Genomic DNA, 23,687 nt, shown 5'->3' with positions numbered 1-23,687 from the left:
ACTGTGGGCTTGCTCGCTCCCACAGGGGATTTGCGTCGTTGCTCTGCTGACCTGAGAGTCAATAAAACCGCCCTTTCACCGCAAATGACAGATGGTCGGCGAAAGTGCGTTTAACGCACCATTTTCGGTATACTGCCCGGCCTTCGGTCGGTTCGCCCGGCCATAATTCGTACAACAAGCCACGCCGGTTTCCTGCGTGGCTTGTTGTTTTTTGACGCGCCTGCGGGCGCCCAGAGAGAAGAGGCACGACGATGAGTGCACTGGTTGGCGTGATCATGGGCTCCAAGTCCGATTGGTCCACCCTTAGCCACACCGCCGATATGCTGGAAAAGCTCGGCATCCCTTACGAGGTGAAAGTGGTCTCCGCCCACCGTACCCCGGACCTGCTGTTCCAGTACGCCGAAGAGGCCGAGGCGCGTGGCATCGAGGTGATCATCGCCGGTGCCGGTGGCGCCGCCCATTTGCCAGGCATGTGTGCGGCCAAGACCCACCTGCCGGTGCTGGGCGTGCCGGTCCAGTCTTCGATGCTTTCGGGCGTCGATTCGTTGCTGTCGATCGTGCAGATGCCAGCCGGCATCCCTGTCGCGACCCTGGCCATCGGCAAGGCTGGTGCGATCAACGCGGCCCTGCTGTCGGCGAGTATTTTGGGCGCCAAGCATCCACAATTTCATACCGTGCTGAAAAAATTCCGCGCTGAGCAGACAGACAGCGTCCTGGACAATCCAGACCCACGCATTGCCTGAGGTTGTTGACGAATGAAGATCGGTGTAATCGGTGGCGGCCAGTTGGGTCGCATGTTGGCCCTGGCAGGTACGCCGCTGGGGATGAACTTCGCTTTCCTGGACCCGGCGCCGGACGCCTGTGCTAGCGCGTTGGGTGAGCACCTGCGGGCCGACTACGGCGACCAGGATCACCTGCGCCAATTGGCCGATGAAGTCGACCTGGTGACCTTCGAGTTCGAAAGCGTCCCGGCCGAGACCGTGGCCTTCCTGTCCCAGTTCGTCCCGGTCTACCCGAGCGCCGAAGCCTTGCGGATCGCCCGTGACCGTTGGTTCGAAAAGAACATGTTCAAGGACCTGGGCATCCCCACGCCGGCTTTTGCCGACATTCAGTCCCAGGCCGACCTGGACGCCGCGGTCGCTGCCATCGGCCTGCCCGCCGTGCTCAAGACCCGTACCCTGGGTTACGACGGCAAGGGTCAGAAAGTCCTGCGCAAGCCTGAAGACGTGGTCGGTACGTTCGCCGAACTCGGCAGCGTGGCCTGCCTGCTGGAAGGCTTCGTGCCGTTCACCGGGGAAGTCTCGCTGATCGCCGTGCGCGCCCGTGACGGTGAGATCCGTTTCTATCCGCTGGTGCACAACACTCACAAGGACGGCATCCTCAAGCTGTCCGTCGCCAGCACCGACCATCCGTTGCAGGCCCTGGCCGAGGACTATTCCAGTCGGGTGCTCAAGCAGCTCGATTATGTCGGCGTGATGGCATTCGAGTTCTTTGAAGTGGACGGCGGCCTCAAGGCCAACGAAATCGCCCCTCGGGTACACAACTCCGGGCACTGGACCACTGAAGGCGCCGAGTGCAGCCAGTTCGAAAACCACCTGCGGGCGGTGGCCGGGCTGCCACTGGGGTCGACCGCCAAGGTCGGTGAGAGCGCGATGCTCAACTTCATCGGCAAGGTTCCGGACAGCGACAAGGTCCTGGCGATTGCCGACTGCCATTTGCATCACTACGGCAAGGCGTTCAAGGTCGGGCGCAAGGTCGGTCACGCCAACCTGCGCTGCGCGGACCGAGCGACGCTGGCCCAGCAGATCATCAAGGTCGAGACGCTGATCGCCGAGCAATAATTCGCGCCATCGGTGGAACCATTCGTCGGCTAATCTCTCTCATGGCTAAGTGCCAAAGCCTGATCGGGCTTTGGCATCGCTATCCAATCAGAGGGCAATGCCATGGGAATCATCGGAACCATCTTTATCGGCTTGATCGTTGGCCTGCTGGCGCGCTTCCTGAAACCGGGCGATGACAGCATGGGCTGGATCATGACCATTCTGCTCGGTATTGGCGGTTCGTTGGCGGCCACTTACGGCGGCCAGGCCCTGGGCATCTACCAGGCCGGCCAAGGCGCAGGTTTCATCGGTGCCCTGGTCGGTGCGATCGTGTTGCTGGTGATCTACGGCCTTATCAAAAGAAACTGATTCAAATGCGATAAAGCCCTCTCTGCCTGGCGCGCAGAGGGGGCTAGAATGCTCGGCGTTTCACTTTCCACTCATTGCCGAGCCCTTTCATGCGCCGTCTAGTATTGACCCTTCTTCTGCTGGGCAGTGGCCTGGCCCATGCTGCCGAGCTGCCGGAAACCGACTGGCTCGAACTGATGCCCAAGTCGGACCAGAAAGCCCTCGAGGCCATGCCTGAAATCGACCACGACTCCCCCGAAGCCAGCGGCACTTTCACCGAGAAGGGTGGCCTGAAGCAGAGCAAAGGCTTGCCGGCGGTGATGTATTCGACCAAGACCGTGGCGTCGATGAACGACAAGCACATCCGCATTGGCGGTTACCCGGTGCCGCTGGAGACCGACGCCAAGGGCCGCAGCACGCTGTTTTTCCTGGTGCCTTACCCCGGCGCCTGCATTCACGTCCCGCCACCACCGCCGAATCAACTGGTGCTGGTGCGCTACCCCAAGGGCCTGAAGCTGGATGACATCTATACACCGCTGTGGGTGACCGGCACGCTGAAGATCGAAAAGGTCGACAACGACCTGGCGAGCGCGGCGTATGCGTTGGATGCCGAGAAGGTGAGGGTGGTGCAGGAGGCGGATTTGTAACCGGCTGGTTGGCTCGACCCAAAATCCAATGTGGGAGCGAGCAAGCTCCCACAGGGGTATTTGTGGTGTGGGTTAGAGCGGCTTGCTACTGATGCTCACGCCAAGGGTATGGCTGGCGTCGGGCAACAACGTCACCACATCGTCCATCACATTCGCCGTCTCGATGCACAGCATGCGCTGCCAGCCGTCGTCGGCCATGTCGCTGAAGGCCTTGGCGCGTTCGGTCCAGGGGTTCCAGATCACCGCCGAGCGCGAACCGCTGCTGGCCAGCTCGATCCGGCGTTCCCACTGCGGGTCGATGATGCTCAGCTTTGGTGGGGTATCGAGGTAGATGCGGTCGGTCTCGCCAGCGAAGTGCAGGTTGCCGGCCTGGGTGACGGTTTTCCAGTCGTCCAGGGTCTCGATGTAGCTCAGACCATCGACCCCTTCGACCTGCACGTTGCGCACGTCGCTCACGGCGAAGTAGCTGTGCAGCGCCTGGCTGAGGCTGACGGTTTCGCTGCCACGGTTATGACTGGTGAGGCGGATGCTCAGTTGCTCGTCCATCACGATGGTCAGCGTCAGGTCCACCTGGTGAGGCCAGCCCGAGAGGCCGTTTTCGGGGTAGGGCAGCACGAATTCCACCTTGAGGCTTTCGCCTTCGGCTTCGATGCCCTTCAATTCCCAATCCATCGCCCGCACCAGGCCGTGGGCCGTGGCCGGGTCGTTGCTCACGCGCATGGCCTGTACGCTGTCGGGGTTGCGCGTCAGGTTGCCGAACCACGGCCAGCACACCGGCACGCCCGCGCGAATGCTCTTGCCGGCCTTGAACGTGGCCTGGTCGTTGAGCCAGATCAGCGGCGGCTGGCCGTCCACTTGATAGCTGAGGATATGCGCGCCTTGTTGGGCCACCAGCAACTCGGCCTGACCGTGGCGGATGCGCCAGGCGTTCAGTTCATCCAGTTTGACGGCTTCGACGTTGGGCGTAGGCATGTTGCAAATCTCGCTCGGGGAACAGGAACTGCAATGGACCGCAAAACGGCCGCCGTGTTTAACGGGCGCGCGGCGGAACCGAACGGGTCCGACCACTACCGTCGATGGCGACGAAGACAAACACCGCCTCGGTCACCTTGCGCCATTCACTGGACAACGGATCGTCGCTCCAGACCTCAACCATCATCTGGATCGAGCTGCGGCCGATTTCCAGCGCCTGGGTATAAAAGGAAAGTTGCGCGCCCACTGCCACCGGCACGAGGAACGCCATGCGATCGATCGCCACGGTGGCCACGCGTCCGCCGGCCACTTTGCTGGCCATGGCGGTACCGGCCAGGTCCATCTGGGACACCAGCCAGCCACCGAAAATATCGCCGAAGCCGTTGGTCTCGCGAGGGAGCGCGGTGATTTGCAGGGCCAGGTCGCCTTGCGGGATTGGATCTTCTTGTTCGAGCTCTATCATGCAGGGGGTGCCTCTGACCCGTAACGCTGTCTTGTACTTCAGGTGAATAGCCGTCTTTGTAAAAAACGATTCAGCCCGAACATACTGCGTTCGTCACGTTTTTCGTAAAGGCGTGCCAAAGGGAAACTCTGCGAAACCGGCTGGTTCTGGTACTACGCCACCAACGACGTTTTCGCACAGCAACCCCTTACAGAGTACTGCAAGGTTGCGAGTATATCGGGCGATAGACGTCGAGACGACCATTCGGTTCTGATTTTGACTATCAAATACGCACCTCTATGTGCTTTTTCGAACAATTTGCTATCGTGCCGGACCTGCCCAGGCCCCCCGACCCGTGTTGCCAGGGTTGCAGAACCGACTATAAGAGAAACCCTTGCCATGACCACTGCGCCTTCGAGCACGGCGACGCCCGCACAACCCGCGCGTCCATTGACCCGCAACGATTACAAGACCCTGTCGCTTTCTGCCTTGGGCGGTGCGCTGGAGTTCTACGATTTCATCATTTTCGTGTTCTTTGCCACCGTGGTCGGCAAATTGTTCTTCCCGGCCGAAATGCCTGAGTGGCTGCGCTTGATGCAGACGTTCGGCATTTTTGCCGCCGGTTACCTGGCCCGGCCGCTGGGCGGGATCGTCATGGCCCACTTTGGCGATCTGCTGGGGCGCAAGAAGATGTTCACCCTGAGCATTTTCATGATGGCCGTGCCGACCCTGATCATGGGCCTGCTGCCCACTTATGCACAGATCGGCATGTGGGCGCCCATCCTGCTGTTGCTGATGCGGGTGATCCAGGGCGCGGCCATCGGCGGGGAAGTGCCAGGCGCCTGGGTCTTCGTTTCCGAACACGTTCCGGTGCGCCACATCGGCTATGCCTGCGGCACGCTGACCTGCGGCCTGACGGCGGGGATTTTGTTGGGTTCGCTGGTCGCCACGGCGATCAACAGCCTCTATACACCGGTGGAAGTGGCCGATTACGCCTGGCGGATTCCGTTCTTGCTGGGTGGCGTATTTGGGCTGTTTTCGGTGTATCTGCGCCGCTGGTTGCACGAAACCCCGGTGTTCGCCGAGCTGCAACTGCGCAAGGCCCTGGCCGAGGAAGTGCCGCTGCGGGCCGTGCTGCGTGATCACCGCGGCGCCATCGCCATTTCCATGCTGTTGACCTGGTTGTTGTCGGCCGGCGTCATTGTGGTGATCCTGATGACCCCGACGGTGTTGCAGACCGTTTATCACTTCAGCCCGACCACCGCGTTGCAGGCCAATAGCCTGGCGATCGTGTGCCTGAGTTTCGGCTGCGTCGGTGCGGGTGTGCTGGCCGACCGTTTTGGTGCTGGTCGGGTGTTTGTCTTCGGTAGCGGTTTGCTGTTGATCACATTCTGGACCTTCTACCATTGCCTGTTCGATCACCCCGAATGGCTGTTCCCGCTGTATGCCTTGAGTGGCTTGCTGGTGGGTACCATCGGCGCGGTGCCTTATGTCATGGTCAATGCTTTCCCGGCCGTGGTGCGTTTCAGCGGCTTGTCGTTCTCCTACAACCTGGCGTACGCCATCTTCGGCGGTCTGACCCCGATGATCGTGACCCTGCTGTTGAAAGAGAGCTCGATGGGGCCGGCGTATTACGTGGCGGCCATCTGTGGGATCGGGATTGTGGTGGGCGGCTACCTTTGGAAGAAAGGGCGCTAGATGGCGCTGAACAAGCTTCTGTGGCGAGGGGATTTATCCCCGTTGGGCTGCGTAGCAGCCCCCCATGGCTGGATGCAATCAGCCTGAAGCACCGAGGCGCTGGCTTGAGGGCCGCTTCGCACCCCAACGGGGATAAATCCCCTCGCCACAACATCTTGTAAAACTCGATACTGGCCTTTCATCCAATTGTCATATTTCAGCCATAGAGTGTTCACACGGCTTACCGATACTTGGCCGACTTAACACACTCTATCTGCTAGGAGTAAGGCATGAAACTGAAGCGTTTGATGGCGGCAATGACTTTTGTCGCTGCTGGCGTTGCGACTGCCAACGCGGTTGCCGCTGTTGATCCTGCGATCCCGAGCTACACCAAGACCACTGGTGTGTCGGGCAACCTGTCCAGCGTCGGCTCCGATACCCTGGCCAACCTGATGACCTTGTGGGCCGAGAACTACAAGAAAGAATACCCGAACGTAAACATCCAGATTCAGGCCGCCGGTTCCTCCACCGCGCCACCTGCTCTCACCGAAGGCACCTCCAACCTGGGCCCGATGAGCCGCAAGATGAAGGACAACGAGCTACAAGCCTTCGAACAGAAGTACGGCTACAAACCAACCGCTATCCCAGTTGCCGTGGACGCCCTGGCAGTATTCGTACACAAGGACAACCCGATCCAGCACCTGACCATGGAACAGGTCGATGCGATCTTCTCGTCGACTCGCCTGTGCGGCGCTAAAGCCGACGTGAAAACCTGGGGCGACCTGGGTGTGACCGGCGACCTGGCCAACAAGCCAGTGCAACTGTTCGGTCGTAACTCGGTATCCGGCACCTACGGCTACTTCAAGGAAGAAGCCCTGTGCAAAGGCGACTACAAGCCAAACGTCAACGAACAACCTGGCTCGGCTTCGGTCGTGCAGTCGATCAGCTCTTCGCTGAACGGCGTTGGTTACTCGGGCATCGGCTACAAGACCGCCAGCGTGAAGACCGTGGCCCTGGCCAAGAAAGGCAGTACTGAGTTCATCGAAGACACCGAAGAAAACGCCCTGAACGGCAAGTACCCGCTGTCGCGCTTCCTCTACGTTTACGTCAACAAGGCACCGAACAAGCCTCTGGCCCCGCTGGAAGCCGAGTTTGTGAAGCTGGTCCTGTCCAAGCAAGGCCAGGAAGTTGTAGTCAAGGACGGTTACATCCCGTTGCCAGCCAAAGTAGCCGCCAAGGCACTGGCTGACCTGGGTCTGTCGGAAGGCGGCAGCGTCGCCAAGAAGTAATACCTGAGCCCGGGCCGAAGCCCGGACTGCTGTGGGAGCGGGCTTGCTCGCGAAGAGGTCAGTGCATTCAACAGGGATGTTGACTGACTTTGCGAGCACGCTGTCCCACAACCCCAAATTACTGTCCGCTGCCGGTTCCCTCGGCGGCGGATTTGTTGCGTCACTGCATTGTCATCTTTCTGTCATACAGGATCGCTAGGGTGTGCGCATGAATGATCTGGCCAATTCCACAATGACTACGACTTCCCCTCCCAAGCGCATTGACTTCAATACGCCTGAGCTGCAACGCAAGCGCCGTATTCGTGCGCTCAAGGATCGCCTGACCCGCTGGTACGTGCTGGTCGGCGGCCTCGCTGTCCTGGCTGCCATTACGTTGATCTTCTTCTTCCTGGCCTACGTGGTGCTGCCCCTGTTCCAAGGCGCGGACCTGACCGCCAAGGACTCGATCACCCCGGCCTGGATGCAAGACGCCGGCAAACCCCTGATGATCTCCATCGAAGAACAGAACCAAGTCGCCATGCGGGTTTCCGACAAGGGCCAGGCGCTGTTCTTCGACATCAGCAGTGGCGCCGAACTGCGCCGCGTCGACCTGCCGATTCCGGCCGGCGCCAGCGTGACCGCCATTGGCGAAGGCCAGCCCGGCAGCCCACTGGTGGCAATCGGTCTGTCCAACGGCCAAGCCCTGGTATTTCGTCACACTTATAAGGTCAGTTACCCGGACGGCAAGAAAACCATTTCGCCTGCCGTCGAATACCCTTACGGCGAGACGCCGATTGCATTGAACGAACAGGGCGCGGCCCTGGAACATGTCAGCCTCAACGCCACCGACTCGACCCTGCTGCTGGCCGGTTCCAGCGGTGCCCAACTGCAAGTGCTGTCGCTTACCAGCGAAGAAAACATGATGACCGGTGAGGTCACCAGCGAGCAGACCCGCATCGACCTGCCGCAGATGACCGAGCCGGTGAAGAACATCTTCGTCGACCCGCGTCAGCAATGGCTGTATGTGGTCAACGGACGTGCTCAGGCCGACGTGTTCAGCCTGCGGGACAAGAGCCTCAACGGCCGCTACAAGCTGCTCGAGAACGCCGAGGCCCAAGTCACCGCCGCCACCCAGTTGGTGGGGGGGATCTCGCTGATCATCGGCGACTCCAAGGGGGGCCTGGCCCAGTGGTTCATGGCCCGCGATCCGGACGGCGAGTTGCGCTTCAAACAGATTCGTACTTTCCAGATGGGCACCACGCCGATTGTTGAAATCAGCGCCGAAGAGCGTCGCAAGGGCTTCGTTGCGCTCGACGCCGCCGGCAAGCTTGGCGTGTTCCACAGCACCGCCCACCGCACCCTGCTGGTGGACCAGGTGGTCGACGGCCAGGGCCTGTTCGGCATGTCGCCCCGGGCCAACCGCCTGATCGTGGAGCAGGGCGGCAAGCTGCAACCGCTGACGCTGGACAACCCGCACCCGGAAGTTTCGTGGAGCGCGTTGTGGAGCAAGGTCTGGTATGAAAACTACGACGAACCCAAGTACGTCTGGCAATCGACCGCCGCCAACACCGACTTCGAACCGAAGCTGAGCCTCTCGCCGCTGACCTTCGGTACCCTGAAAGCGGCGTTCTACGCGATGCTGCTGGCCGCTCCGCTGGCGGTTGCCGCGGCGATCTACACTGCCTATTTCATGGCCCCGGGCATGCGCCGCAAGGTCAAGCCGGTGATCGAACTGATGGAAGCCATGCCGACGGTGATCCTCGGCTTCTTCGCGGGTCTGTTCCTGGCGCCGTATGTCGAAGGGCATCTGCCAGGTATTTTCAGCCTGCTGATGTTGCTGCCAATCGGCATCCTGGTCGCCGGTTTCGTCTTCAGCCGCCTGCCCGAATCCGTTCGCCTGAGAGTGCCGGACGGTTGGGAAAGCGCCCTGTTGATCCCGGTGATCCTGTTCGTGGGCTGGCTCTCGCTGTACATGAGTCCGTACATGGAAGCGTGGTTCTTCGGCGGCGACATGCGCATGTGGATCTCCCATGACCTGGGCATCACCTACGACCAGCGCAACGCCCTGGTGGTCGGTCTGGCGATGGGCTTCGCGGTGATCCCGAACATCTACTCCATCGCCGAAGACGCCGTGTTCAGCGTGCCGCGCGGCCTGACCCTGGGCTCCCTGGCCCTCGGTGCCACGCCGTGGCAGACCATGACCCGCGTGGTCATCCTCACCGCCAGCCCCGGTATCTTCTCGGCGCTGATGATCGGCATGGGCCGTGCGGTGGGCGAGACCATGATCGTGTTGATGGCCACCGGTAACACGCCGGTCATGGAAATGAACCTGTTCGAAGGCTTGCGCACCCTGGCGGCCAACGTGGCGGTGGAGATGCCCGAGTCGGAAGTCGGCGGCAGCCATTACCGCGTGCTGTTCCTGTCGGCCCTGGTGCTGCTGTTGTTCACCTTCGTCATGAACACCCTCGCCGAGCTGATCCGTCAGCGTCTGCGCAAGAAATATTCGTCGCTTTAAGAAAGGTAGAAGTCTGTGAAACAGAACTCCCTGAAAGGATGGTTCAAGAGCGGCGCCCCCGGCGTCTGGATCAGCGGTGGCGCGGTGTCCATCGCGGTCATCATGACCGTTGGCCTGCTGGCGGTGATCGCCGTGCGCGGCCTGGGCCACTTCTGGCCGGCGGACCTGGTCCATGCCAACTACAACGTGCCGGGCATGCCTGCGCACCTGGTGGTCGGCGAAGTCGTGCAGAAGGAAGAAGTGCCGCGCGAGCGCCTGAAAAGCGCTGGCCTGCCGGTGCCGGACGAAGGCCCCGAGTTCATGACCCGCGAGCTGATCAAGGTGGGCAACCGGGACCTGAACGGCACTGACTTCACCTGGATCGTCGGCGAGTGGCTGACCAACCAGAGCACGCCGCCGGAACTGATGGCCATCGAGCGCCGTGAATGGGGCAACTTCTACGGCTACCTGGTCAACGTCAAGGAAGACGGCAAGGTCATCGCCGAAGGCGAGGCCGCCTGGCCGCAACTGCAGGCCCGCGTACAGCGGGTCAACCAGTTGGCCGCCGAGCTCAAGACCCTGGAAAAAGTCGACATCGGTGCAATCAACGCTGGCCTGGAGCGCATTCGCCTGCACGGTCGCAAACTGGAGCTGGACGGTAAGCTCGACGCCGCCGCCCAAGCCGACCTGGAAAGCGAGCGCGCCGAACTCAATGCCCGCTACAAGGACATCGAAGCGCGCCTGTCCGACCTGCATGCACAATTCAACCGCGACAGCCTGACCGCCCGCGATGCCAACGGCAAGGAAGTGGAGATCGGCATCGGCAAGGTGGTACACGCCTATCAACCGAACGGCATGGGCACGTTTGACAAGCTCGGTTTCTATTTCAGCAAGGTCTGGGAATTCCTCAGCGACGACCCTCGTGAAGCCAACACCGAAGGCGGCATCTTCCCGGCGATTTTCGGCACTGTGATGATGACCCTGATCATGGCGATGATCGTGACGCCGTTCGGTGTACTGGCGGCGGTCTACCTGCGCGAATATGCCCGTCAGGGCCCGATGACCCGCCTGATCCGCATCGCGGTGAACAACCTGGCCGGCGTTCCGGCCATCGTCTACGGTGTGTTTGGCCTGGGCTTCTTCGTCTACGTGCTGGGTGGTTCGGTCGACCGCTTGTTCTTCCCCGAGGCCTTGCCGGCGCCGACTTTTGGCACCCCGGGCCTGCTCTGGGCGTCCCTGACCCTGGCGCTGCTGGCGGTGCCGGTGGTGATCGTGGCCACCGAGGAAGGCCTGGCGCGGATCCCGCGTACCGTGCGCGAAGGCTCCCTGGCCCTTGGTGCGACCAAGGCCGAGACCCTGTGGAAAATTGTCCTGCCCATGGCGAGCCCGGCGATGATGACCGGGATGATCCTCGCCGTGGCCCGTGCTGCCGGTGAAGTGGCGCCGTTGATGCTGGTAGGCGTGGTGAAGCTGGCCCCGTCGCTGCCGCTGGACGGCAACTACCCGTACCTGCACTTGGACCAGAAGATCATGCACCTGGGCTTCCATATCTATGACGTGGGCTTCCAGAGCCCGAACGTCGAAGCGGCGCGACCGCTGGTATACGCCACGGCGCTGCTGCTGGTGCTGGTGATCGCCACGCTCAACCTGTCGGCCGTGTGGATCCGTAACCACCTGCGCGAGAAGTACAAGGCGTTGGATAGCTAACAGCCAATAGCTACAAGCGGCAAGCTAGAAGCCGCTTTTGCCCAAACTTGCAGCTTGCAGCTCAAAGCTTGCAGCTACGAACGGAGTGAGCCCATGCAACACGAAGCACATACACACGGCATCAACATGTCGGCCCTGGGCCGCGACAAGCAGAGCCTGGATCTGGCGCAGGAAACCGTCGCCATCGAAGTACCTGGCCTGAGCCTGTTCTACGGCGAGAAGCAGGCGCTGTATGACGTCAGCCTGAATATCCCGAAACAGCGCGTCACCGCGTTCATCGGTCCGTCGGGCTGCGGCAAGTCCACCTTGCTGCGCACCTTCAACCGCATGAACGACCTGGTGGACGGCTGCCGCGTCGAAGGTGAAATCAACCTCTACGGCAACAACATCTACCGCAAGGGCGAAGACGTGGCCGAGCTGCGCCGTCGCGTCGGCATGGTGTTCCAGAAGCCGAACCCGTTCCCGAAAACCATCTACGAGAACGTGGTCTACGGCTTGCGCATCCAGGGCATCAACAAGAAGCGCATCCTCGACGAAGCCGTGGAATGGGCCCTCAAGGGCGCAGCGCTGTGGGATGAGGTCAAGGACCGTCTGCATGAATCGGCCCTCGGCCTGTCCGGCGGCCAGCAGCAACGTCTGGTGATCGCCCGCACCATCGCCGTGGAGCCGGAAGTGCTGCTGCTCGATGAACCCTGCTCGGCCCTGGATCCGATCTCGACGCTGAAAGTCGAAGAATTGATCTACGAGCTCAAGTCCAAGTTCACCATCGTCATCGTGACCCACAACATGCAACAGGCGGCGCGGGTTTCCGATTACACCGCGTTCATGTACATGGGCAAACTGGTGGAGTTCGGCGACACCGATACGCTGTTCACCAATCCGGCCAAGAAGCAGACCGAGGACTACATTACGGGCCGCTATGGCTAGCGGCAGCTGCGAGCCGCAAGCTTCAAGCGGCAAGTAAAAGCAGTTTAGCGTAACGACACACATCAGCTTGCAGCTTGTAGCTTGCAGCTCACAGCTTTTGCGGAGCAAAACCATGATTTCGAAGGAAGGCCTCACCCATCACATTTCCGCACAGTTCAACGCCGAGCTGGAGGAAGTGCGCAGTCACCTGCTGGCCATGGGCGGGCTGGTGGAAAAGCAGGTCAACGACGCGGTGACCGCGCTGATCGAGGCCGATTCGGGCCTGGCCCAGCAGGTGCGCGAGATCGACGACCAGATCAACCAGATGGAGCGCAACATCGACGAGGAATGCCTGCGCATCCTCGCCCGTCGTCAGCCGGCGGCTTCCGATCTGCGCTTGATCATCAGCATTTCCAAGTCGGTGATCGACCTGGAGCGGATCGGCGACGAGGCCACCAAGATCGCCCGTCGAGCCATCCAGTTGTGCGAAGAAGGCGAAGCGCCGCGCGGTTACGTCGAGGTGCGCCATATTGGCGACCAAGTGCGCAACATGGTCCGCGATGCACTGGACGCTTTCGCCCGCTTCGACGCCGACCTGGCGTTGTCGGTGGCCCAGTACGACAAGATCATCGACCGCGAATACAAGACCGCCCTGCGGGAGCTGGCGACTTACATGATGGAAGACCCGCGCTCCATCTCCCGGGTATTGAGCATCATCTGGGTGCTGCGTTCTCTGGAGCGCATCGGCGATCATGCGCGCAACATCTCGGAACTTGTCATCTACCTGGTGCGCGGCACCGATGTCCGGCATCTGGGGCTCAAGCGCATGAAGGAAGAAGTTGAGGGCACCCCGTCCGAAACTGCTAATGTTCCGGACGGAGCTGACGATAAGTAAGATTGCCAGGAAAAGTGCCCGGCCTTCTGGTCGGGCTTTTTTTTGGGTTTTTTTTATCGAAAGCAGCACCCCGCGAACGAAAAGTCCCGGCGTGACTGAAGGTTTTTGGCGATGTGCCATCAGTAAAAGCGGTATGCTTGCCGGGATTTTTTAGAGGTGTATCTGGATGAGTAAGGTCAGTGTGTTGGTCGTGGACGATGCTTCGTTCATTCGTGACCTGGTGAAGAAGTGCCTGCGCAACTACTTCCCGGGCGTGCGCATCGAAGACGCGGTGAACGGCAAGAAAGCCCAAGCCCTGCTGGCTCGCGAAGCGTTCGACCTGGTGTTGTGCGATTGGGAAATGCCGGAAATGTCCGGCCTGGAACTGCTGACCTGGTGTCGCCAGCAGGACAACCTCAAGGGCATGCCGTTCGTGATGGTCACCAGCCGCGGCGACAAGGAAAACGTGGTCCAAGCCATCCAGGCCGGCGTTTCCGGCTACGTCAGCAAGCCGTTCACCAACGAGCAGCTACTGACCAAGGTCAAGCAGGCCCTGCATAAGGTCGGCAAGCTCGACACGCTGATGAACAGTGCCCCGACCAAGATGAACTCGGCGTTCGGCAATGACTCCTTAAGCGCCCTGACAGGCGGCAAGGCACCGGTTGCCGCTGTGGCTTCGGCCCCCGCCCCCGCCGCCCCTGCTGCAGCCGCTCCGGCGCGTGGCTTGCTAAACAGCCCACCGGTCAAGGCGCCGACCGCCGCCACCGCTTCGTCGGCCAACCGCGGCCAAGGCCAGTTGCGCCTGTCCAGCGGTACCCAGCAATGCGTGATCAAGGCCCTGAGCCTCAAGGAAGCGCTGCTGGTGGTCAAGCGCTCCGACTCCCTGCCGCAAGTCCTCGAAGGTGCGGTGCTGGACATGGAGCAGGGCGACAACGCTGAAACCGCTCGTCTCAACGGCTACCTGCACGCCATTGTCGCCCATGAACAGACGCCCGATAGCGAATGGCTGCAGTTGACGTTCCGCTTCGTCGACAAAGACCCGCAGAAACTCGACTACATCTCCCGCCTGATCGCCCGCGGCACCGCGCAGAAGCACTTTGTACCGGGCGCCTGATACAGCCGCAGATCGTTCCCATGCTCCGCGTGGGATGCCTCTACGGACGCTCTGCGTTCGGCGCTCGAGGGGACGCGGAGCGTCCCTGGCTGCATTCCTACGCGGAGCGTAGGAACGATCACCAACACCGATCGCTGATCCAATTTTGAAACATCCGTCGACTACGCTGGTCCATCCCAGCTGCTAGGCTGCTGTGCAGGCCTTCATTTTTCGACAGAACCTTACCCATGCTCGCTCCCCTGCTGTTTGCCTGTGGTCTTGTCCTGGCCTCCACCTCGGCCCTGGCCATGACGATCTACAAATCCACCGATGCCAATGGCGTGGTGTCCTATAGCGACCGCCCCAGCAAGGGCGCCCAGGTGTTCGTGTTCCGCGACCGCATGGTCGAGCGCCTGGAGCGACAGGTGTTCCTGGATATCAAGAAGCAGAATGGCGCGGACGCGGTGTTCGTGCGCAACGATTTGTACGCGCCGGTGGAGATCGAGTTGAGTTTCGCTGGGCTTCGCAACGTCAGCGGGGCGCCGAGCAGGCCGATTCGTCGGGTGCTGCCGGCGCGCAGCAACCTGCGCCTGGCGCTGCTCACGGCCACCCGGCCCGGGAGGCCGCTGGTCTACACCCCAAGATTCGAATATTCCCTGGGCGACCCCGCCGGCGCGGCACAGGCTTATCAGTACCCGTTACCGTGGCGTGGCGGGCCGTTCCGGCTCAGCCAGGGTGCCAACGGCCAATACAGCCATTACGGCCCGAAGAACCGCTACGCCATGGACATCGCCATGCCCGTCGGCACGCCGATCATTGCCGCGCGGGGCGGCGTGGTCATCAAGACCGAAAACGAGCAGACCGGCCGCGGGGACGACCCTTCGGGCAACTTCGTTCGGGTGCTGCACGATGACGGGACCATGGGCGTCTACCTGCACTTGCAGAAAGGTTCGGTGAGCGTACGGGAAGGGCAGCGGGTCGGGGTGGGCACGCCGCTGGCGTTGTCGGGCAATACCGGCAACAGCTCAGGCCCGCACCTGCATTTCGTGGTGCAGCGCAATACCGGCCTGGGGCTGGTGTCGATTCCCTACCAGTTCAATCAACCGGTGGGCGACCTGCCCAACTTTGCGTTGGGCAAGCAGTAGGCTCTGCACAAGCGAAGGAGCTTTTTGTGGCGAGGGGATTTATCCCCGCTGGGGCGCGAAGCGGCCCCAACACTGTCGGCTCAATTCACCAGGCAAACTGGAATCTCAGGTTTTAGGGCTGCTTCGCAGCCCAGCGGGGATAAATCCCCTCGCCATAAAAGGGGGGCACCGGAAGGGAGGCTGACACTCAATCGAGCATCAACACCTTCGCCAGGATGATCTTGGGTCCTTTCATCTTCTTGATGATGATCCGCAGGCCTTCGACCTCCAGCACTTCTTCCTCTTCCGGCACGCGCTTGAGGGTTTCATAGACCAACCCTGCCAAGGTTTCGGCTTCGATGTGGTCCAGGTCGATCCCCAGCAGGCGCTCGACCTTGAACAGCGGCGTATCACCCCGTACCAGCAGCTTGCCCGGCTGGTAGGCCAGGATGCCGCGTTCGGCTTTGCGGTGTTCGTCCTGGATGTCACCCACCAGCACTTCCAGCACGTCTTCCATGGTCAGGTAGCCGATGATGTTGCCGTCGGCTTCCTCGACCAAGGCGAAGTGCGAACCGCCCTTGCGGAACTGCTCCAGCAATTGCGATAGCGGCATGTGCCGCGACACGCGCTCCAGCGGCCGGGTCAGTTCGGCCAGGTTGAACGACTCGGGAATGTGATCCAGGGCCGCCAGTTCCAGCAGCAGGTCCTTGATGTGCAGCAGGCCGACGAACTCCTGGCGCTCGCTGTCATACACCGGATAACGGCTGAACTTGTGGCGCCGGAACATCGCCAGGATTTCCTTGAGCGGCGCGTTGAACTCCAGCGTCACCAGGTCTTCCCGGGAGTTGGCCCAGTCCACCACTTCCAGCTCGCCCATTTCCACGGCCGAGGCCAGCACGCGCATGCCCTGGTCGCTCGGGTCCTGGCCACGGCTGGAGTGCAGGATCAGTTTCAGTTCTTCGCGGCTGTAATGGTGCTCGTGATGCGGGCCGGGTTCGCCTTGGCCGGCGATGCGCAGGATGGCGTTGGCGCTGGCGTTGAGCAGGTAGATCGCCGGGTACATCGCCCAGTAGAACAGGTACAGCGGCACGGCGGTCCACAGCGACAGCAGCTCGGGTTTGCGAATGGCCCAGGATTTGGGCGCCAGTTCACCGACCACGATGTGCAGGTACGAAATGATGAAGAACGCGGTGAAGAACGACACGCCCTTGATCACTTCCGGCGACTGTACGCCGACCGCGCCCAGCAACGGCTCAAGGATATGGGCGAACGCCGGCTCACCGACCCAGCCCAGGCCCAGGGAGGCCAGGGTGATACCCAACTGGCACGCCGACAGGTAAGCGTCGAGCTGGCTATGAACGGTGCGCAGGATGTGCCCGCGCCAGCCGTTCTGCTCGGCAATGGCTTCGACCCGGGTCGAGCGCAGCTTGACCATGGCAAATTCGGCCGCAACGAAAAAACCGTTGAGCAAAACCAGGATCAGAGCAAAAAGAATCATGCCGAATTCGGCGAAGAGTGTGACGAGGGACAAGCCAGGGGAAGGGTCCATGATGGAGTTTTGCGGGTTCCGTATAGTCGTAGGAATTGAAAATGAGCGCCTGAAAAGGCAGGCGCAAGTCAGTCAATGTAGCGGCTGACTCGGCGATTGCCTAGGGGGCGTGCTCAATCAGCGGGGCGGGCGAGGCGTGCGCGAACCACCTGGGTCGGCGCGAAATGGCAGGTAAAGGTGCTGCCATGGCCGGGTACGCTGCTGATTTCCATGCGGGCGCGATGGCGCAGCAGGACGTGTTTGACGATGGCCAGGCCCAGCCCGGTGCCGCCGGTATTGGAGTTGCGGCTGGAGTCGACACGGTAGAAGCGTTCGGTCAGGCGCGGCAGGTGTTTGCTGTCTATGCCAATGCCCGAATCACGCACGCTCAGGTGCGCGCCTTGCTCATCGCCCCACCAGCGCACATGGATCCGGCCTTGCTCCGGCGTGTATTTGACCGCGTTGAACACCAGGTTGGAAAACGCACTGCGCAGTTCTGCCTCGCTGCCTTTGAGCTGCACGGCCGCGTCGGCTTCCAGGGTGATGGTCTGCTGCTTGGAGCCGGACAGTTCCTGCGCGTCTTCGACAATGGTTTGCAGCAGATCGTCGATGGGCACTGGCTGGTTGTCCGACGGGTAATCGGTGGCTTCCAGCTTCGCCAGCAGCAACAAGTCGTTGAGCAGGGTCTGCATGCGCCCGCTTTGCTGGTGCATCTGCTGCAAGGCCCGGCTCCAGCGCGGGTTCACTTCCTCGACGTTGTCGAGCAGGGTTTCCAGATAACCACAGATCACCGTCAATGGCGTGCGCAGTTCGTGGGAGACGTTGGCGATGAAGTCCTTGCGCATCTGTTCCAACTGATGGATACGCGTGACGTCGCGTACCAGCATCAAATGCTCATTGTTGCCATAGCGCGTGATGTACAGCTGGATACGTAGCCGATCATTGGTGGGCGAAGGAATCTCCAGTGGCTCGGCGTAATTGGCCTGCTCGAAATATTCCTTGAAGCGCGGATGACGCACCAGGTTGGTTACCGGCTGGCCGCTGTCCTGTGGCGTCTTGAGGCCCAACAGGGTTTCGGCGGCGCGGTTCCACCATTCCAGGTTGCCATCGCTGTCGAGCATGATCACGGCGTCTTTGAGTGCCGCAGTGGACTCCTGGACACGGTCGATCACCGCTTGCAGGCGCCCGCGCACGCGCTGGTCGCGCCGTTGCAGGTGGTAAATGCTGTCGAACACCTCACCCCACAGGCCATAGCCATCGGGCGGGGCTTCGTCGGGTTGGTGCAGGCGTAGCCATTCATGCAGGCGCAGCAATTGCTTGAGGGTCCAGGCCAGGTAGAGCCCCAGGCCCGCGGCCAGGCTCCAGCCGTAGTAGCCGCTGATCAAGCCGATCACCAGACAGCCGGTCACCAGCAACAACATGTGGCGAATCAGGGTGCCATGCCAGTTTTGATTCACGGAGCATCCTTAGAAGCAGATGTAAGCTGCAAGCTTCAAGCTGCAAGTTTGAAGCGGATCGGCGGTGACTTGCCGCTTGTAGCTTGGAACTTGCAGTTGCCTTTAAGCTTTCGTCGAAAAACGATAACCGGTGCCGCGCACGGTTTGTACCAGATTTTCGTAGGCGTCGCCGAGGGCCTTGCGCAGGCGTCGGATGTGCACATCCACGGTGCGCTCTTCCACGTAGACGTTACCGCCCCAGACCTGGTCCAGCAGTTGGCCACGGGTGTAGGCACGCTCCTGGTGGGTCATGAAGAATTGCAGCAGGCGGTATTCGGTGGGGCCCATCTCGGCGGGCTTGCCGTCGATGGTCACGCGGTGACTGATGGGGTCCAGCAGCAGGCCGCCGACCTCGATCGGTGCTTCGCCGTCGGTGGGACCAGCGCGACGCAGCACGGCTTTCAGGCGCGCCACCAGCTCCCGTGGGGAAAACGGCTTGGTGATGTAGTCGTCGGCGCCGACTTCCAGGCCCTGGATCTTGTTGTCCTCTTCGCCCTTGGCGGTGAGCATGATGATCGGAATATCACCGGTCAGCTCGTCGCGCTTGAGGCGTCGCGCCAGTTCGATGCCCGAAGTGCCGGGCAGCATCCAGTCCAGCAGGATCAGGTCGGGCTTGCGGTCGACGATGATGGCGTGGGCCTGTTGAGAGTTTTCTGCTTCCATGCAGTCATAGCCGGCCATCTCCAACGCAACGGCGATCATCTCGCGGATGGGTGCCTCGTCGTCGACGATCAGAATGCTCCTGCCAACCATGGGGTAATCCTCTTGTCATTTAACTGTCTTGCGCCGCATTAGATAACGGAATTATTGCAGTCGTGTGACAGTTATTTCCTCGAGCGGCAGCGAAGGGGATCCTGGACTAAGCTTTTCAGTCCGAATCCTGACAACCACACAAGAAGGTTTCCATGACTTACCTTACCCAATCCATCCGGGCACTGGCGGTAACGGCTGCCCTGGCGCTGCCGACATGGGCATTCGCGGCTGAGCCGGCGATGGTCGATAAAGAGAAGGGCATACTGACGGACCACCAAAACATGACGTTGTATACGTTTGCCAAAGACTCGGGCGGCAAATCGATGTGCAACGACAAGTGCGCCGCCAACTGGCCGCCGCTCATGGCCGAAGAAAGCGACAAGTCCATGGGCAAATGGACCGTGATCACCCGCGATGACCGAAAGAAGCAGTGGGCCTACGATGGCAAGCCGCTGTACACCTTTGTGAAGGATACAAAGGCCGGTGATATGACCGGTGACGGCTTGATGGACGGCGCCTGGAAGGTCGCCAAGCCCGACTGATAGTTTTTCGCCAACGTAGCGGCAGATCATTGTGGCGAGGGGATTTATCCCCGTTGGGGCGCGAAGCGGCCCTAGATCTGTCGCCTTGGTGTATCAGGCCAAACTCATTGGCTGTATGGGGGTTGCTGCGCAACCCAGCGTGGATAAATCCCCTCGCCACAAGGTAACGGTGGGCCTCAGCGCAACGCGTAATCCAGCACAATCCCCACGAAAATCGCCAACCCGGCCCAATGGTTGTGCAGGAACGCCTTGAAGCAGCGCATCCGGTCCCGGTCACGGGTGTACCAGAATTCCCAGGCGAAGCACGCGGCAGCGGCCACGAGCCCCAGGTGGAACCAGCCGCCCAGCTCGAATTTCGACCCGGCCAGCAGCAGGCAGCCCAAGGCCAGGCCTTGCAGCGTCAGGATGATCACCCGGTCGGCATCGCCAAACAGAATTGCCGTAGATTTCACGCCAATGCGCAGGTCATCGTCCCGGTCGGTCATTGCGTAATAGGTGTCGTAGCCCACCGTCCACAGCAGGTTGGCGATGTACAGCAACCAGGCGGCGGCCGGCAGATGACCGGTTTCGGCGGTGAACGCCATCGGCATGCCCCAGGAGAACGCCGCGCCCAGGACCACTTGCGGGTAGTAGGTATAGCGCTTCATGAACGGGTAGCTGAACGCCAGCGCCAAGCCACCGAGGGAGAGCAGGATAGTCGGGGCGTTGGTGCACAGCACCAGCAGGAAACTCACGCTCATCAGCACGGCGAAGAACACCAGCGCCTCTTTCGAACTGATCTTGCCGCTCACCAGCGGGCGCTGCTCGGTGCGCTTGACGTGACCGTCCACCTTGCGGTCGGCCCAGTCATTGATCACACAGCCGCCGGCGCGGGTCAGCACCACGCCGAGGACGAAAATCACCAGGTTGGCGATGGACGGTGAGCCTTCACCGGCAATCCATAGCGCCCACAACGTCGGCCACAGCAGCAGGTAGATGCCAATGGGCTTGTCCATGCGGGTCAGTTGCACGAAGTCCCAGGCCCGCGGGTTCAGGCGGTTCAAGGATTTGAGCAGTTGCACGTACATCAGCAATTCTCCGAATAGGCACGGGCGACGGTCCACAGGCGCGGCAGGAAAATTTCCGCCACCAGCACGCTCAATGCACCGCGGTCGAAACGTGAGCGGCGACCCCACAGCCCGCTGGTGCGCACTTCTTCGGGCAACCCGGCGTCGGGGTAATGGCAAACTTCGATGGCTCGGCGCTGGAACGCCTGGTCACAAAATAGCAACTCCCCCAGGGAACGGCTGCCCAGTTCGTCCATCTGCAAGCCGTCACCCTGCAAGGCGCTGCGCGCCGCCACACTGCGGGCGAACACCCACGGCTGGTCATGGCCGCGCAGATACACCTCGCGTACCCAGCCTTCGCTACCCTCGGCCAGGTCCAGGGCGGCGCATTCGTCGGCGCGCAGTGGCTGCCAGCCTTCGAACAACGGCGTCACGCTGAAATGGCCGTCCGACAGGCGCGTCAGGCGCCGGGTCAGGGAGCCTTCATCGAACAGCCAGTCGAGGACACCCGCATCGGGCCGGGGCGACAGCAGGGGCTGGGGCAGCCATTGGAGTGTTGGAAATATCGAATTTGTATGCGGCACGAGGGTCTTGATAGGCAACAAATGAGGCCGCGAGCTTACCATGACGGTCGCCGATTTTGACGGCTCCAACCTGCTGCACTGCCGATCGTGCTTGCATCTGCGACGACCGATCAGTACAAAACGCCCTGAGCCGGAAAACAGCCTCGAGCGACCCTATACCGGCAAACGCCTGACACCTGAGGAAGTACCTGAATGAAAAAGTGGCAATGTATCGTCTGCGGCCTGATCTACAACGAAGCCGACGGTTGGCCGGATGATGGCATCGCACCTGGCACCCGTTGGGAAGACGTACCGGCAGACTGGCTGTGCCCGGACTGCGGCGTCGGCAAGATGGATTTCGAAATGATCGAAATCAACTGATCGTTTCTCAACGGGCATGGAAAGCATCACATGGAGAGCAGCATGAGCGCACCTGTCGTCATCGTCGGTACGGGGCTGGCCGGTTACAACCTGGCCCGGGAATTTCGCAAACTCGACAGCGAAACCCCATTGCTGCTGATCAGCGCCGATGACGGTCGCTCGTACTCCAAGCCCATGCTTTCCACGGGCTTTGGCAAAAACAAAGACGCCGACGGCCTGAGCATGGCCGAGCCCGGGACCATGGCCGAGCAACTGAAGGCCGAAGTGCGCACCCATACCCGCATCAGCGGCATCGACCCGGGCCACAAACGGCTGTGGATCGGCGAAGAAGCGGTGAGCTACCGCGACCTGATCCTGGCCTGGGGCGCAGAAACCGTGCGCGTGCCGGTGCAGGGCGATGCCGCGGACCTGATCTTCCCCATCAACGACCTGGAAGACTACGCACGCTTTCGCGTAGCGGCGGCTGGCAAACGTCGCGTGCTGCTGCTCGGCGCCGGGCTGATTGGCTGCGAGTTCGCCAACGACCTGATCCTGGGCGGCTATGAAGTGCAATTGGTGGCGCCGTGCGAGCAAGTCATGCCGACCCTGCTGCACCCGGCCGCCGCTGCGGCTGTACAGGCCGGGCTGGAAAGCCTCGGCGCGCGCTTCCACCTGGGGCCGGTGCTCAATCGCTTGCAACGGGTCGCCGACGGGTTGGAAGCCCACCTGTCCGATGGCCAGGTGATTGCCTGCGACCTGGTGGTCTCGGCCATTGGCTTGCGTCCCCGCATCGACCTGGCCGCCGCTGCCGGCCTGGTGGTCAATCGCGGCGTGGTGGTCGACCGTCACCTCAAGACCTCCCACGCCAACATCTACGCCCTGGGCGACTGTGCCGAGGTCGACGGCTTGAACCTGCTGTACGTCATGCCACTGATGAGCTGCGCCCGTGCCCTGGCCCAAACCCTGGCCGGCAACCCGACCGCCGTGAGCTATGGCGCCATGCCGATCACCGTCAAAACCCCGGTATGCCCGCTGGTGGTCTCGCCACCGCCACGCGACCGCGAAGGGGTATGGAGCGTCGAAGGGCAGAGCGCCGACATCAAGGCCCTGTGCCGCGATGCCCAGGGCAACCTGCTGGGCTACGCCCTGACAGGGGCCGCGGTGATGGAAAAACTGGCGCTGAACAAAGAACTTCCTCCCTTGCTGGCGTAAATACTGGTCGTTCTGTCGCAAAAACCCTACTTTTGGTGCCACAAAGGTCGTTGGGCCACTGGCGCCGCCTGCGGCCTCGTGCCATCCTCACTCCGGTCTGCCGCAGAGTAGAGCCTGCGGCGCCTTAGGGGCCGTTCCAAAGAGAACGGCACGGACATAACAACAAAAAAACCGTCAAAGGGGCTTCATTCATGCGTAAACCAGAACTCGCCGCCGCCATCGCGGAAAAAGCAGACCTCACCAAAGAACAAGCCAACCGCGTCCTCAACGCCGTTCTCGAGGAAATCACCGGCGCCCTGCACCGCAAGGACAGCGTCACCCTGGTGGGCTTTGGCACTTTCCTGCAACGCCACCGCGGCGCCCGCACCGGCAAAAACCCACAGACCGGTGAACCGGTGAAGATCAAGGCCAGCAATACCGTTGCCTTTAAACCAGGCAAGTTCCTGAAAGACAGCGTCAACCCGTAATTGCTGCAAGTACCTCAGCCAGGGGGAAGAAAGCGGATCGAGTAGGAGGCGGCCTCACGGCCGCCGTCCTCTCACACCACCGTACGTACGGTTCCGTATACGGCGGTTCCTGCCTACTGATAAACAGCTTCAGCGAGCTTGGTTCCGTTGATGTGTCGCCTGTGGTATCTAAGCGCCCAGACCGGCCCTCGGAGCTTCCGGCTCCTACCTCCTGATGGTCTCGACCCCCGCTGCGCGGAGTTTCTGCTTTACGCTCCAACAGAGATCACACCCGACTGTCCACTCATGGCAGGTTCAGCCCTTCGTCACTCCGGCTTCGAGCAACTACTACGGCCTCGGCTGACTTCT

The 23,687-nt window shown here is 61.4% G+C and carries 24 protein-coding genes; 17 read left to right on the top strand and 7 right to left on the bottom strand.

Features of this window, described 5'->3' with window-relative positions:
* The first annotated feature begins 251 nt into the window (after window positions 1–251).
* The 4 genes from purE to BT116_RS23825 all read left to right on the top strand — a co-directional run bounded on the left by purE (window position 252) and on the right by BT116_RS23825 (window position 2,815).
* Window positions 252–743: a 5-(carboxyamino)imidazole ribonucleotide mutase gene (gene purE, locus BT116_RS23840; protein ID WP_003196369.1), complete on the top strand. Its 492-nt coding sequence runs from the start codon at window positions 252–254 to the stop codon at window positions 741–743.
* A gap of 12 nt (window positions 744–755) precedes the next feature.
* A complete protein-coding gene (locus BT116_RS23835) occupies window positions 756–1,841 on the top strand; it encodes a 5-(carboxyamino)imidazole ribonucleotide synthase (protein WP_072347564.1) in 1,086 nt (361 codons plus the stop codon).
* Window positions 1,842–1,943: 102 nt separating this feature from the next.
* Window positions 1,944–2,189: a GlsB/YeaQ/YmgE family stress response membrane protein gene (locus BT116_RS23830; RefSeq protein ID WP_003187057.1), complete on the top strand. Its 246-nt coding sequence runs from the start codon at window positions 1,944–1,946 to the stop codon at window positions 2,187–2,189.
* Window positions 2,190–2,278: 89 nt separating this feature from the next.
* On the top strand, window positions 2,279–2,815 hold the full coding sequence (locus BT116_RS23825) for a DUF3299 domain-containing protein (protein ID WP_063323553.1): 537 nt from the start codon (window positions 2,279–2,281) through the stop codon (window positions 2,813–2,815).
* Window positions 2,816–2,887: 72 nt separating this feature from the next.
* Here the strand turns inward: BT116_RS23825 and BT116_RS23820 are convergent, their stop codons facing one another.
* Together BT116_RS23820 and BT116_RS23815 are read right to left on the bottom strand one after the other, a co-directional pair.
* Window positions 2,888–3,787 carry a D-hexose-6-phosphate mutarotase gene (locus BT116_RS23820; RefSeq protein ID WP_072347561.1) on the bottom strand — a complete coding sequence of 300 codons (900 nt, stop codon included), beginning with the start codon at window positions 3,785–3,787 and terminating at the stop codon, window positions 2,888–2,890.
* Between the two features lie 58 nt (window positions 3,788–3,845).
* Window positions 3,846–4,250, bottom strand: a complete 405-nt coding sequence (locus BT116_RS23815) for an acyl-CoA thioesterase (protein WP_003177184.1) — start codon at window positions 4,248–4,250, stop codon at window positions 3,846–3,848.
* A gap of 378 nt (window positions 4,251–4,628) precedes the next feature.
* Between BT116_RS23815 and BT116_RS23810 the strand changes: the two genes are divergently transcribed.
* From BT116_RS23810 to BT116_RS23775, 8 genes are all read left to right on the top strand, one after another.
* Window positions 4,629–5,927: an MFS transporter gene (locus tag BT116_RS23810; RefSeq protein ID WP_072347559.1), complete on the top strand. Its 1,299-nt coding sequence runs from the start codon at window positions 4,629–4,631 to the stop codon at window positions 5,925–5,927.
* A gap of 269 nt (window positions 5,928–6,196) precedes the next feature.
* Window positions 6,197–7,195, top strand: a complete 999-nt coding sequence (locus BT116_RS23805) for a phosphate ABC transporter substrate-binding protein PstS (protein ID WP_072347557.1) — start codon at window positions 6,197–6,199, stop codon at window positions 7,193–7,195.
* Window positions 7,196–7,403: 208 nt separating this feature from the next.
* Entirely contained in the window at window positions 7,404–9,689 is a 2,286-nt protein-coding gene (locus tag BT116_RS23800) for an ABC transporter permease subunit (protein WP_072347555.1), read from the top strand.
* A gap of 15 nt (window positions 9,690–9,704) precedes the next feature.
* Window positions 9,705–11,375 carry a phosphate ABC transporter permease PstA gene (gene pstA / locus BT116_RS23795; RefSeq protein WP_072347553.1) on the top strand — a complete coding sequence of 557 codons (1,671 nt, stop codon included), beginning with the start codon at window positions 9,705–9,707 and terminating at the stop codon, window positions 11,373–11,375.
* A 93-nt stretch (window positions 11,376–11,468) separates the two neighbouring features.
* Window positions 11,469–12,302 (top strand): phosphate ABC transporter ATP-binding protein PstB, encoded by an 834-nt coding sequence (gene pstB, locus BT116_RS23790; RefSeq protein WP_058544183.1) that lies wholly within the window; start codon window positions 11,469–11,471, stop codon window positions 12,300–12,302.
* Between the two features lie 112 nt (window positions 12,303–12,414).
* On the top strand, window positions 12,415–13,176 hold the full coding sequence (phoU, locus tag BT116_RS23785) for a phosphate signaling complex protein PhoU (protein WP_063323546.1): 762 nt from the start codon (window positions 12,415–12,417) through the stop codon (window positions 13,174–13,176).
* Window positions 13,177–13,342: 166 nt separating this feature from the next.
* On the top strand, window positions 13,343–14,269 hold the full coding sequence (locus tag BT116_RS23780; RefSeq protein WP_072347551.1) for a response regulator: 927 nt from the start codon (window positions 13,343–13,345) through the stop codon (window positions 14,267–14,269).
* A gap of 227 nt (window positions 14,270–14,496) precedes the next feature.
* Entirely contained in the window at window positions 14,497–15,393 is an 897-nt protein-coding gene (locus BT116_RS23775) for a peptidoglycan DD-metalloendopeptidase family protein (protein WP_072347549.1), read from the top strand.
* Window positions 15,394–15,580: 187 nt separating this feature from the next.
* Here the strand turns inward: BT116_RS23775 and BT116_RS23770 are convergent, their stop codons facing one another.
* The 3 genes from BT116_RS23770 to phoB form a co-directional block, all read right to left on the bottom strand.
* Complete coding sequence (locus BT116_RS23770) at window positions 15,581–16,921, bottom strand: hemolysin family protein (RefSeq protein ID WP_014335895.1); 1,341 nt, start codon at window positions 16,919–16,921, stop codon at window positions 15,581–15,583.
* Window positions 16,922–17,034: 113 nt separating this feature from the next.
* The gene (phoR, locus tag BT116_RS23765; RefSeq protein WP_256572599.1) at window positions 17,035–18,321 is read right to left on the bottom strand and encodes a phosphate regulon sensor histidine kinase PhoR; all 1,287 of its coding nucleotides are present in this window, start codon (window positions 18,319–18,321) and stop codon (window positions 17,035–17,037) included.
* Between the two features lie 138 nt (window positions 18,322–18,459).
* A complete protein-coding gene (gene phoB / locus BT116_RS23760) occupies window positions 18,460–19,149 on the bottom strand; it encodes a phosphate regulon transcriptional regulator PhoB (RefSeq protein WP_003177195.1) in 690 nt (229 codons plus the stop codon).
* A gap of 152 nt (window positions 19,150–19,301) precedes the next feature.
* On the opposite strand from phoB, the gene BT116_RS23755 reads away from it, so the two are divergent.
* Window positions 19,302–19,691 carry a COG4315 family predicted lipoprotein gene (locus BT116_RS23755; protein ID WP_072347545.1) on the top strand — a complete coding sequence of 130 codons (390 nt, stop codon included), beginning with the start codon at window positions 19,302–19,304 and terminating at the stop codon, window positions 19,689–19,691.
* Window positions 19,692–19,867: 176 nt separating this feature from the next.
* Here the strand turns inward: BT116_RS23755 and ubiA are convergent, their stop codons facing one another.
* The gene (gene ubiA, locus BT116_RS23750; RefSeq protein ID WP_072347543.1) at window positions 19,868–20,758 is read right to left on the bottom strand and encodes a 4-hydroxybenzoate octaprenyltransferase; all 891 of its coding nucleotides are present in this window, start codon (window positions 20,756–20,758) and stop codon (window positions 19,868–19,870) included.
* Entirely contained in the window at window positions 20,758–21,321 is a 564-nt protein-coding gene (locus BT116_RS23745; protein ID WP_072347602.1) for a chorismate--pyruvate lyase family protein, read from the bottom strand. Before BT116_RS23745 ends, ubiA begins: the two co-directional genes overlap by 1 nt.
* A gap of 40 nt (window positions 21,322–21,361) precedes the next feature.
* Here BT116_RS23745 and BT116_RS31105 point away from each other — a divergent pair, with 40 nt between their 5' ends.
* The 4 genes from BT116_RS31105 to BT116_RS23730 all read left to right on the top strand — a co-directional run bounded on the left by BT116_RS31105 (window position 21,362) and on the right by BT116_RS23730 (window position 23,339).
* Complete coding sequence (locus tag BT116_RS31105) at window positions 21,362–21,517, top strand: hypothetical protein (protein ID WP_170845978.1); 156 nt, start codon at window positions 21,362–21,364, stop codon at window positions 21,515–21,517.
* Window positions 21,514–21,681, top strand: a complete 168-nt coding sequence (locus tag BT116_RS23740; RefSeq protein ID WP_003177199.1) for a rubredoxin — start codon at window positions 21,514–21,516, stop codon at window positions 21,679–21,681. The genes BT116_RS31105 and BT116_RS23740 overlap by 4 nt, the downstream gene beginning before the upstream one ends.
* Window positions 21,682–21,723: 42 nt before the next feature.
* The gene (locus tag BT116_RS23735; protein WP_072347600.1) at window positions 21,724–22,872 is read left to right on the top strand and encodes an NAD(P)/FAD-dependent oxidoreductase; all 1,149 of its coding nucleotides are present in this window, start codon (window positions 21,724–21,726) and stop codon (window positions 22,870–22,872) included.
* 191 nt (window positions 22,873–23,063) lie between these two features.
* Window positions 23,064–23,339, top strand: coding sequence for an HU family DNA-binding protein (locus BT116_RS23730; protein WP_003177201.1), 276 nt, complete (start codon window positions 23,064–23,066; stop codon window positions 23,337–23,339).
* Window positions 23,340–23,687 lie beyond the last annotated feature (348 nt).

The sequence above is a fragment of the Pseudomonas sp. NFACC16-2 genome, assembly GCF_900119205.1.
Lineage (GTDB): Bacteria > Pseudomonadota > Gammaproteobacteria > Pseudomonadales > Pseudomonadaceae > Aquipseudomonas > Aquipseudomonas fluorescens_Q.
Note: the sequence above shows the minus strand (reverse complement) of the source record. Positions and strands in the feature narration are given on the sequence as shown.